This window comes from Variovorax sp. KBW07, assembly GCF_003852515.1.
GTDB lineage: Bacteria > Pseudomonadota > Gammaproteobacteria > Burkholderiales > Burkholderiaceae_C > Variovorax.
In genome coordinates this window covers 1-10737 of the sequence record NZ_QAJK01000182.1, presented here as the reverse complement: position 1 = coordinate 10737, position 10737 = coordinate 1, and the positions used below count along the sequence as shown (strand labels likewise).

The window sequence follows — 10737 nt, the reverse complement described above, 5'->3', positions numbered from 1 at the left end:
TTCGCGGAGGGGAGTACCCGGCGTCAGTCGCACGCGCCCTGAATGAACCCGCGTCACAGAGCAAAACCCGGTGCCCCAAGCGCCTCCCCCCGCCGCGTTATTCTCGGAGGGCGCCAACCGCGTTTCCCCGTCGTCCTGATCTGCCCCGAATGCCCGTTTCGTCTCTCTTCTCCCCCGTCTCCCGCACCTCCCACCTCGCGCCTCCCATCGCACCCTGACGACGACCCCGGTGCAAGCGTTTTTTACCCAGGCCGGCCCCGTGCTGGTCTTCATGGCGTGCGTCGCGCTCGCCACCTACGCGCAGAACCTCACCGGTTTTGCATTCAGCCTCATCCTGCTCGGCCTCGTCTCGGTGTTCCACATCGCCAGCGTCAGCGACACCGCCAACGCCGCCACCGTGCTCAGCCTCGTCAACGCCTGGGCGTACTTCCGCGCCCGGCCCGGCGTGGTCCCCTGGCAACTCATGAAGCCCGCGCTCAACGGCAGCACCGTCGGCGTCATCGGCGGGCTCATGCTGCTCACCTGGCTCAGCGGCAGCGCGGTCGAATGGCTGCGGGGCCTGCTGGGCGTGTCGATCCTGGGCTGCGCGCTGCTGCTGGTGCTGCAGGGCCGGCCGCTGCCCACGGTGTCGGGGCCCAGGAGCTTTGCCGCCATCGGTGGCCTGTCGGGCGTGCTGGGCGGGCTGTTTTCGAGTTCGGGGCCGCCCATCGTCTTTCACATGTACCGCCAGCCGCTGGACCGCGAGCTGGTGCGCCGGGCGCTGCTGCTGATGTTCGCCTTCAACTCGCTCGTGCGCCTCGTCATCGTGGTGCCGACGGGGCATTTCTCTTTGTATTCGGCGCTGCTCGCCGGGTGCGCGATGCCGGTCGTGTACGGCGCGACCCGGCTGCACCACCGCCTGCCCAACAAGCTGCAGCCGCGCACGCTGAAATGGCTGGTCGGCGGCTTGCTCGCGGCGGCGGGCTCGACGCTGACCGCCACCGCCTGGATGGCGATCGCGCAGCGCTGACAACAGGGCCGGTTTTTCGCGCCTGCCACCCTCGCATGGCCCGAGAATTGCAGCTTGCCCGCAAGGGTTTCCCCGTACGTGGCATACCGGCCCCTACATACGCTTTATGGGCGGCCCCGTATGCACGACGCCGAACAAGCCGCTAACGTCCATGACTGACCCACGACGGGTCCCCCACGAGCCCCAAAAGCATGAGCACCGATAGCAGCAGCCACAGCAGCAAGATTCAGCCGATCCGCTTTTTCCATCGCGGAAAGATCGTCGACGTCACCGGCGTCCACCCGACCCGTTCCGTGCTCGACTGGCTGCGTGAAGACGCCCATTGCACCGGCACCAAGGAAGGCTGCAACGAGGGCGACTGCGGCGCCTGCACCGTCGTCATCGGCGAACTGGCGGGCGACGCCGATGCGCCCGGCGCCGTCGGCGGGCTGAACCTGCAGACGGTCAACGCCTGCATCCAGTTCCTGCCCACGCTGCATGGCAAGGCGCTGTTCACGGTCGAAGACCTGAAGGGCCAGTGCGCCAGCCACAAGGCGGGCGATGGCCAAAGCAACGGCAAGAAGCAGCACGCCGTCCACACCCTGCACCCGGTCCAGCAGGCCATGGTCGACTGCCACGGTTCCCAGTGCGGCTTCTGCACGCCGGGCTTCGTGATGTCGCTGTGGTCGGCCTACGAACACCACCAGGCCGAGGGCACGCAGCCCACGCGCCAGCAACTGGCCGACGACCTGTCGGGCAACCTGTGCCGCTGCACCGGCTACCGGCCGATCCTCGATGCGGGCCAGCGCATGTTCGACCTGCCGGCCGTGCGGCTCGATACGCAGCCTGTGGTGGCGGCGCTGACCGCGCTGCAACACGACGGGCTGGCCGACTATGCCGCGCCGCTGGGCGCCCGCATGGACCACTTCCACGCCCCCCGGACCCTGGCCCAGCTGGCCGCGCTGCGCGAACAGAAACCGCGTGCCCAACTGCTGGCCGGCTCCACCGACGTCGGCCTCTGGGTCAACAAGCAGTTTCGCGACCTCGGCGACATCATCTACGTGGGCGACGTGGCCGAAATGAAGACCATCGAAATCCGTCCCGACGCCGAAGGCGGCGAGCTGTACATCGGCGCCGGCGCGTCGCTCGAATCGGCCTTCGCGGCGCTGGTGGAGCGCGTGCCCAGCCTGTCGGACGTGTGGCTGCGCTTTGCCTCGCCACCGATCCGCCACGCCGGCACCATGGGCGGCAACGTGGCCAACGGCTCGCCCATCGGCGATTCGCCGCCGGTGCTGATGTCGCTCGACGCCCAGATCGAGCTGCGCCGCGGCGAGGCGGTGCGCCGCATGCCGCTGCCCGATTTCTACATCGACTACATGAAGAACCAGCTGCAGCCCGGCGAGTTCGTGCAGGGGCTGGCCATTCCGCTGTCGGCCATGCGCCGCCAGGTGCGTGCCTACAAGATCAGCAAGCGCTTCGACTGCGACATCTCGGCGCTGTGCGCGGGTTTTGCGATCGAGCTGGAAGAGGGCAGCGACATCGTCAAGGCTGTTCGCCTGGCCTTCGGCGGCATGGCCGCCACCGTCAAGCGCGCCGCGAATGCCGAGGCGGCGCTCGTGGGCAAGCCATGGACGCAAGCCAGCGTGGCCACCGCCAAGCTCGCGCTGGCGCAAGACTTCAAGCCGCTGTCGGACATGCGCGCCTCGGCCGACTACCGGCTGCAGGTGGCGCAGAACCTGATCCAGCGCCTGTGGCTCGAAACCCGCGCCGAAGACGCCTTGTCGCTCGAAGAAACCAGTGTCTGGAGCGTGATGCCCCATGCCGCGGCCAAGGCCACGGACAAAGCCGCCGCCGAAGGAGTCTGACCATGAACAAACCCATCGACGCCCGCCTGCTGCAGCCCGCCGAGGCTTTTGCCGACTACCTCACCAACACCGCCGCCCGCATCGACGTCGGCGCCGAAGCGCTCGCGCACGACCTGGGCGCGCGCGTCGGCATCAGCCGGCCGCACGAATCGGCGCACCTGCACGTCGCGGGCGAAGCCACCTACATCGACGACATTCCCGAACTCACCGGCACGCTGCACTGCGCGCTGGGCCTGTCGCCGGCGGCCAATGGCCGCGTCACCGCGCTGTCGCTCGACGCCATCCGCGCCATGCCCGGCGTGGTCACGGTGCTGACGGCCGACGACATTCCCGGCACCAACGACTGCGGCTCGATCATTCACGACGACCCGATCCTGCTGCCCGTGAACGACGGCGGCGAAATCCGCTACCTCGGCCAGCCGGTGTTCGCGGTGATCGCCGAGACGCGCGATGCGGCCCGGCGCGCCGCCGCCAAGGCCAAGGAGGCGATGACCATCGAGGCGCAGCCACCCGTGCTCACGCCGCAGGCCGCCCACGAGCGCGGCCAGTACGTGGTGCCGCCGATGCACATCGTGCGCAGCGGCGGCAGCGCCAACCAGGGCGACGAGGCTGCCGTGCGCGCCGCCATCGCCAAGGCGCCGCACCGCCACAAGGCCACGCTCGACGTGGGCGGCCAGGAGCAGTTCTACCTGGAAGGGCAGATCAGCTACGCCATTCCCAAGGAAGGCGGCGCGCTGCACATCCATTGCTCGACGCAGCACCCGAGCGAAATGCAGCACCTGGTAGCGCACGCGCTGCACCTGCAGTCGAACGAGGTGCATGTCGAATGCCGTCGCATGGGCGGCGGCTTCGGCGGCAAGGAATCGCAGTCGGCGCTGTTCGCCTGCGTGGCCGCCATCGCGGCGCGGCAGCTGCAGCGCCCGGTCAAGCTGCGGCTCGACCGCGACGACGACTTCATGATCACCGGCCGCCGCCACTGCTTCTGGTACGAGTACGAAGTGGGCTACGACGACGAGGGCCGCATCCTCGGCGCCGAGATCACCATGGTTTCGCGCGCCGGCCACTCGGCCGACCTGTCGGGTCCGGTGATGACCCGCGCGCTGTGCCACTTCGACAACGCCTACTGGCTGCCCAACGTGGCCATGCACGGCTTCTCGGGCAAGACCAACACGCAGAGCAATACCGCCTTCCGCGGCTTCGGCGGACCACAGGGCGCCATTGCCATCGAGAACATTCTCGACTCGGTGGCGCGCGAGCTGAAGCGCGATCCGCTCGACGTGCGGCGCGTCAACTTCTACGGCAAGGCCGAGAACAACGTCACGCCATACCGCCAGACCGTGACCGACAACATCGTCCACGAACTGGTGGCCGAGCTGGAAGCCAGCAGCGACTACCGCGCGCGGCGCGAAGACATCGCGGCGTTCAATGCAAAAAGCGTGGTGCTCAAGCGCGGCCTGGCGCTGGCACCGCTGAAGTTCGGCATCTCGTTCAACGTCAAGCACTTCAACCAGGCCGGCGCGCTGGTGCACGTGTACACCGACGGCTCGATCCTCGTGAACCACGGCGGCACCGAGATGGGGCAGGGCCTCAATACCAAGGTGGCGCAGGTGGTGGCGCACGAGCTGGGCGTGAGCTTCGAGCGCGTGCGCGTGACCGCGACCGACACGACCAAGGTGGCCAACACCTCGGCCACGGCCGCATCGACCGGCGCCGACCTGAACGGCAAGGCCGCGCAGGACGCGGCCCGCCAGATCCGCGAGCGGCTGGCCGAAAGCGCGGCCGAACGCCATGGCGGCAAGGCGAGCGAGGTGCGCTTCGCCAACGACAAGGTCGAGGTCAACGGCCGTTCGCTGGCCTTCAGCACCGTGGTGGGCGAGGCGTACCTCGACCGCAAGCAGCTGTGGTCCGATGGCTTCTACGCCACGCCGGGTCTCAGCTGGGACAAGGACAAGATGCAGGGCCGCCCGTTCTACTACTTCGCCTATGGCGCGGCGGTGAGCGAGGTGATCGTCGACACGCTCACCGGCGAATGGAAGCTGCTGCGCGCCGACATCCTGCACGACGCGGGCAAGTCGCTGAACCCGGCGGTGGACATCGGCCAGGTCGAGGGCGCCTTCATCCAGGGCATGGGCTGGCTCACCACTGAAGAGCTGGTGTGGCATCCGCAAAGCGGCAAGCTCACCACGCACGCGCCCAGCACCTACAAGATTCCGACTGCCAACGATTGCCCGCCGGTGTTCAACGTGCGCCTGTTCGAAGGCCAGAACTTCGAGGACTCGATCCACCGCAGCAAGGCCGTGGGCGAGCCGCCGCTGCTGCTGCCGTTCTCGGTGTTCTTCGCGATCCGCGATGCGGTGTCGGCGGCCGGTGGCCACCGCATCGATCCGCCGCTGAAGGCGCCGGCCACGAGTGAGTCGATTCTTCGCGCCGTCACCGCTGTCCAGGCGGTGCCATCCGTATCGGTCGAATGAACGCGGGCCGTGCTCGCACGGTCCGAGCTTCACTTCCATTCCACCCGGTTTCGCCAAATGCCGCGCTGTATAACTGTTCGCACAGACAAGAAAGGTGTGAACAGCCATGAGAGACCAGGCGCTTTTCGACAAGATCGATCTTCATCTCATACGGGTTCTGCACACCGTGTTGACCGACCGCAGCGTCTCGCGCGCCGCCATTCGCCTGGGCATGTACCAGCCGGCCGTGTCGGCCGCGCTGAAGCGCCTGCGCGAGCTGTCGGGCGACCCGCTGCTGGTGCGCTCGGGCTCGGGCATGGTGCCCACCGACGCGGGGCTGCGAATGATCGAGCCCGCGGCCAGCATTCTTCGCGCGGCCGAGATGCTGTTCTCGGATGCGCGCGGCTTCGAGCCGCAGTCGGCGGCCACCACCTTTCGCATTGCCGCCAGCGACTACATGGACCCGCTGTTCCTGCCGATGCTGGTGGCGCACGTCAAGCGCGAAGCACCGCTGTGCCAGGTCGAGATCCATGCGCTCTCGCCCGATTCGGACTACCACGGCCACCTGGCGCTGGGGCAGGTCGACCTGGTCATCGGCAACTGGCTCAAGCCGCCGGAAGACCTGCACATGGCGCGCCTGTTCGGCGACGAGGTGGTGTCGCTGGTCAACCAGGACCATCCGGCGGTGCGCCGCGGCTGGGACCTGGAAACATGGCTGGCGGCCGAGCACATCGCGCCCACGCCCATGCACCCCGGCGGGCGCGGCATCATCGACCAGATGCTCGACGAGCTCGGGCGGCAGCGCAACATCACGGCGCGTTGCGCGCACTTCAGCCTCATTCCCGACATCGTGGCCTCGAGCCTGCTGGTGCTGACCACCGGGCGCCAGTACTGCGAGCGTTTCGCGGCGCGGCTGCCGGTGAAGATTCTCGATTGCCCGGTGGCGCTGCCCCGGCTCATGTACTACCAGCTCTGGCACGAACGCACCCATTCGTCGAGCTCCGCGCGCTGGCTGCGCGAATGCATCAAGGACGTCGCGGCTTCGCTGCGGCCCGCCTTCACCCCGGCCTCGGCGCGGACCCTTCCGCCTGACGCCCCGGACCCACCCTGAATCCTTCGGTCGCGCCGGCGTCGCGACCGAGGCAACGATGAACGAACCGCCAAATACAACAGCTGGAGACAAGCGAAATGAACAGGTTTGAAGAGGTGCCAAAGGTCACCGATCCCCACGCCTCGGGGAAAGCCGCGCGCCCCGCGCCGCACAACGCCGGCTGGCTTGAACGCATGTTCAAGCTGACCGAGCACAACACGACGGTGCGCACCGAAGTCATTGCCGGGCTCACGACCTTCCTGACGATGGCCTACATCATCTTCGTGAACCCGTCGATCCTCGGGGACGCGGGCATGCCCAAGGGCGCGGTCTTCGTGGCCACCTGCCTCATTGCGGCGCTGGGCACGCTGATCATGGGCCTGTACGCCAACTACCCGATCGCCATGGCGCCGGGCATGGGCCTGAACGCCTACTTCGCCTACGTGGTGGTGCTGGGCATGGGCTACACGTGGCAGGTGGCGCTGGGTGCGGTGTTCATCTCGGGCTGCCTGTTCCTGATCGTCACGGTCACCGGGTTGCGGGAGCTTTTCATACAGGGCATACCGCAGTCGCTGCGAACTGCGATCACGGTGGGCATCGGCATGTTCCTGGCGCTCATCGCGCTGAAGAGCGCGGGCGTCGTTGCCGCCTCACCGGCCACCTTCGTCACGCTGGGCGACCTGCACTCGGCACCGGTGGTGCTGGCCACGCTGGGCTTCCTGGTCATCGTGGCGCTCGATCGGCTGAAGGTGCGCGGCGCCATCCTCATCGGGATCATGCTGGTGACGGTGCTGTCGTTCTTCTTCGGCGGCAACAAGTTCCATGGCGTGTTCGATGCACCGCCATCGATTGCGCCTACCTTCATGCAGCTCGACATCCTGGGCGCGCTGAAGGGCGGCATCCTGAATGTGGTGCTGGTGTTCTTCCTGGTCGAGATGTTCGACGCCACCGGCACGCTGATGGGCGTGGCCAAGCGCGCCGGCCTGCTGGTGCCCGGCAAGATGGAGCGCATGAACAAGGCGCTGCTGGCCGACAGCGGCGCGATCTTCGCGGGCTCGCTGCTCGGCACCTCGAGCACCACGGCCTACGTGGAAAGCGCGGCGGGCGTGCAGGCGGGTGGCCGCACCGGCCTCACGGCCGTGGTGGTGGCGCTGTTGTTCCTGGCCTGCCTGATGATCTCGCCGCTGGCGGGGTCGGTGCCGGCGTATGCCACCGCACCGGCGCTGCTCTTCGTGGGCTGCCTGATGCTGCGCGACCTGGTCGAGCTCGACTGGGAAGACACCACCGAGGTGATCCCGGCGGCAGTGACCGCGCTGGCCATGCCGTTCACCTACTCGATTGCCAATGGCCTGGCCTTCGGTTTCATCACCTACGCGGTGCTCAAGCTCTTCACCGGCCGGGCACGGGAAGTGCATGCCATGGTGTGGGTCATCGCCGCCGTGTTCCTGTTCAAGTTCGCCTATATCGGCGGGCACTGAAACAATGAACTGAGCGAAGCGCCGTCGGGCGCCGATGGTCGCGGCAACAGCTGTCAGTGCTATTAAACTGATAGCTGTTCCCGCTTGTTGCTGTTTGAACGAGACAAAACCCACGAAACCCGGCATGACAACCCCCAGACTCCAGCTCGCGCACATCACCAAGCGGTATCCCGCGGTGGTGGCCAACAGCGACATCTCCCTGGCCGTGGCGCCCGGCGAAATCCATGCCGTGCTCGGCGAGAACGGCGCCGGCAAATCGACCCTGATGAAGATCATCTACGGGTCGGTCAAGCCCGACGAAGGCACCGTCACCTTCGACGGCCAGCCCGTCAACCTGCGCAACCCGCAGCAGGCGAGGGCGCTGGGCATCAGCATGGTGTTCCAGCACTTCAGCCTGTTCGACACGCTTACCGTGGCCGAGAACGTGTGGCTGGGGCTGGACAAGTCGCTGCAGCTGGCCGAAGTGGCGCGCAGCATCACGGCCAAGGCCAGCGAATACGGCCTGGACATCGACCCCTCGCGGCCGGTGCACACGCTGTCGGTCGGCGAGATGCAGCGCGTGGAAATCATCCGCGCGCTGCTGACCAACCCCAAGCTGCTGATCCTGGACGAACCGACCTCGGTGCTCACGCCGCAGGCCGTCATCAAGCTTTTCACGGTGCTGAACAAGCTCTCGTCCGAGGGCTGCAGCATTCTCTACATCAGCCACAAGCTGCACGAGATCCGCGAGCTGTGCACGGCGTGCACGGTGCTGCGCGGCGGCAAGGTCACGGGCGTGTGCAATCCGCAGAACGAGAGCAACGAATCGCTCTCGCGGCTGATGATCGGCAGCGAGCCGCCGCCGTTGCAGCACCGCCCGGTGCATGCGGGTGCGGTGGCGCTGCGCGTGAAGGGCCTCTCGCTGGCGCGCGAAGACCAGTTCGGCGTCGACCTCGACGGCATCTCGTTCGAGGTGCGGGCCGGCGAGGTGGTCGGCATCGCGGGCGTTTCGGGCAATGGCCAGAAGGAACTGCTCTACACGCTGTCCGGCGAAGACGTGCGCGCCGAGGCCTCGATGGTGCAGGTGTTCGACAAGCCGGCCGGCCGTTTGCGGCCACGTTCGCGCCGCGCGCTGGGCCTGCATTTCGTGCCTGAAGAGCGGCTGGGCCGCGGCGCCGTGCCCACGCTGGGCCTGGCGCACAACCTGCTGCTCACGCGCAGCAATGCGGTGGGCAAGGGCGGCTGGATTCGCACCGGTGCGCTCGAGAAACACGCCAGGGCGATCATCGAGCGCTTCAACGTGAAGGCCGGCGGCCCGAACGCGGCGGCACGCTCGCTGTCGGGCGGCAACCTGCAGAAATTCATTGTCGGCCGCGAGATCGACGCCAACCCCAAGCTCTTCATCGTCTCGCAACCGACCTGGGGCGTGGATGTGGGTGCGGCCGCGCTGATCCGCGGCGAAATCCTCGCGCTGCGCGATGCCGGCTGCGCCGTGCTGGTGGTCAGCGAAGAACTCGACGAACTGTTCGACATCAGCGACCGGCTGCACGTGATCGCCAAGGGCAGGCTGTCGCCGTCCATCGACCGCGCGGTCGCCACGCTGCCGCAGATCGGCGAATGGATGAGCGGCCTGTGGCAAGGGCAGCACAAGGAAGCAAAGGCGGCCCATGTTTAAGCTCGAACCTCGCCCGGAGCTCTCGCGCTTCTGGACTTTTGCATCGCCGATCCTGGCGCTGCTCATTACCGTGCTGATCGGCGTGGCGCTGTTTGCCGCGCTCGGCAAGGACCCGGTCAAGGGCCTGATGGTGTTCTTCTACGAACCCATCAAGAACGGCTACGCGCTCGGCGAACTGATGATCAAGGCGACCCCGTTGCTGATCATCGCGCTGGGCCTGGCGGTGTGCTTTCGCTCGAACGTATGGAACATCGGCGCCGAGGGGCAGTTCGTGTTCGGCGCCATCGTCGCGGGCGGCGTCGCGTTGCTGGCCGACAAGAACACCGGCTCGTGGATCGTCGTGGCCATTCTCGTGGCGGGCACGCTCGGCGGCATGGTGTGGGCTGGCATCGTGGCGTTCCTGCGCGACAAGTTCAACGCGAATGAAATCCTGGTGAGCCTGATGCTGGTGTACGTGGCGACGCTGCTGCTCAGCTACATGGTGTTCGGTCCCTGGAAAGACCCGAACGGCTACAACTTTCCGCAGTCGAAGACCTTCGAGGCGGTCACGCAGATCCCGCGCCTGTTCAAGGGCTCGCGCGTGAGCATCGGCCTGATCATCGCGCTGGTGGGCGTGGGCGCACTGTGGGTGTTCCTGTTCCGCACGCGCGCCGGCTTCGCGCAGCAGGTCGGCGGCCTGGCCCCGGCGGCGGCGCGCTATGCGGGTTTCTCGGCGCGGCGCGCGGTGTGGATCGCGTTGCTCACGTCGGGCGGCGCGGCCGGCCTGGCCGGTGCACTCGAAGTCGCCGGCCCGCTCGGCCAGCTGACGCCGTACGTGCCGGCCGGCTACGGCTTCGCGGCGATCATCGTGGCCTTCGTCGGGCGGCTGCACCCGGTGGGCATGGTGTTCTCGGCGATCCTGATGAGCATGTTCTACATCGGCGGCGAACTGGCGCAGTCGCGCCTGGGCCTGCCGAAGTCGCTGACGGGTGTGTTCCAGGGGCTGCTGCTGTTCACGCTGCTGGCCTGCGACACGCTCATCGCCTATCGCATCCGTCGCAAGGCTGCTGCGAAGGCCATCCTGACGACGAGTTCGCTGCAAGCCAGTACGCCGTTGACTGCGCCTGTTGCGCGTCCGACTGAAGGGGCGCACTAGCATGAAGCGCTGTCTTTCTGTTCGTCGCGTTGTGTCTGGTTCGGTGACTGCTGTTCTTCAGGGCGACGCTCGCGCCG

At 67.3% G+C, this 10737-nt stretch carries 7 protein-coding genes; all 7 read left to right on the top strand.

All coding sequences use genetic code 11. The annotated features are described in order from the left end of the window. Window positions 1–229 precede the first annotated feature (229 nt). The 7 genes from DBV14_RS30165 (at window position 230) to DBV14_RS30135 (ending at window position 10660) form a co-directional block, all read left to right on the top strand. Window positions 230–1009 (top strand): sulfite exporter TauE/SafE family protein, encoded by a 780-nt coding sequence (locus tag DBV14_RS30165; RefSeq protein WP_124465114.1) that lies wholly within the window; start codon window positions 230–232, stop codon window positions 1007–1009. Between the two features lie 191 nt (window positions 1010–1200). Then, the gene (xdhA, locus tag DBV14_RS30160) at window positions 1201–2853 is read left to right on the top strand and encodes a xanthine dehydrogenase small subunit (RefSeq protein WP_124465112.1); all 1653 of its coding nucleotides are present in this window, start codon (window positions 1201–1203) and stop codon (window positions 2851–2853) included. A gap of 2 nt (window positions 2854–2855) precedes the next feature. After that, a complete protein-coding gene (xdhB, locus tag DBV14_RS30155; RefSeq protein ID WP_124465110.1) occupies window positions 2856–5324 on the top strand; it encodes a xanthine dehydrogenase molybdopterin binding subunit in 2469 nt (822 codons plus the stop codon). 106 nt (window positions 5325–5430) lie between these two features. Next, complete coding sequence (locus DBV14_RS30150; RefSeq protein ID WP_124465108.1) at window positions 5431–6414, top strand: LysR family transcriptional regulator; 984 nt, start codon at window positions 5431–5433, stop codon at window positions 6412–6414. Window positions 6415–6491: 77 nt separating this feature from the next. Beyond that, the gene (locus DBV14_RS30145) at window positions 6492–7871 is read left to right on the top strand and encodes an NCS2 family permease (RefSeq protein ID WP_124465106.1); all 1380 of its coding nucleotides are present in this window, start codon (window positions 6492–6494) and stop codon (window positions 7869–7871) included. Between the two features lie 124 nt (window positions 7872–7995). Continuing rightward, entirely contained in the window at window positions 7996–9525 is a 1530-nt protein-coding gene (locus DBV14_RS30140) for an ABC transporter ATP-binding protein (RefSeq protein ID WP_124465104.1), read from the top strand. After that, entirely contained in the window at window positions 9518–10660 is a 1143-nt protein-coding gene (locus DBV14_RS30135) for an ABC transporter permease (protein WP_124465102.1), read from the top strand. The genes DBV14_RS30140 and DBV14_RS30135 overlap by 8 nt, the downstream gene beginning before the upstream one ends. Window positions 10661–10737 lie beyond the last annotated feature (77 nt).

Coding starts and splice junctions, on each gene's coding strand:
- DBV14_RS30150 (WP_124465108.1), top strand. CDS start 5,431: ATGAGAGACCAGGCGCTTTTCGACAAGATCGATCTTCATCTCATACGG.
- DBV14_RS30145 (WP_124465106.1), top strand. CDS start 6,492: ATGAACAGGTTTGAAGAGGTGCCAAAGGTCACCGATCCCCACGCCTCG.
- DBV14_RS30140 (WP_124465104.1), top strand. CDS start 7,996: ATGACAACCCCCAGACTCCAGCTCGCGCACATCACCAAGCGGTATCCC.
- xdhA (WP_124465112.1), top strand. CDS start 1,201: ATGAGCACCGATAGCAGCAGCCACAGCAGCAAGATTCAGCCGATCCGC.
- DBV14_RS30135 (WP_124465102.1), top strand. CDS start 9,518: ATGTTTAAGCTCGAACCTCGCCCGGAGCTCTCGCGCTTCTGGACTTTT.
- xdhB (WP_124465110.1), top strand. CDS start 2,856: ATGAACAAACCCATCGACGCCCGCCTGCTGCAGCCCGCCGAGGCTTTT.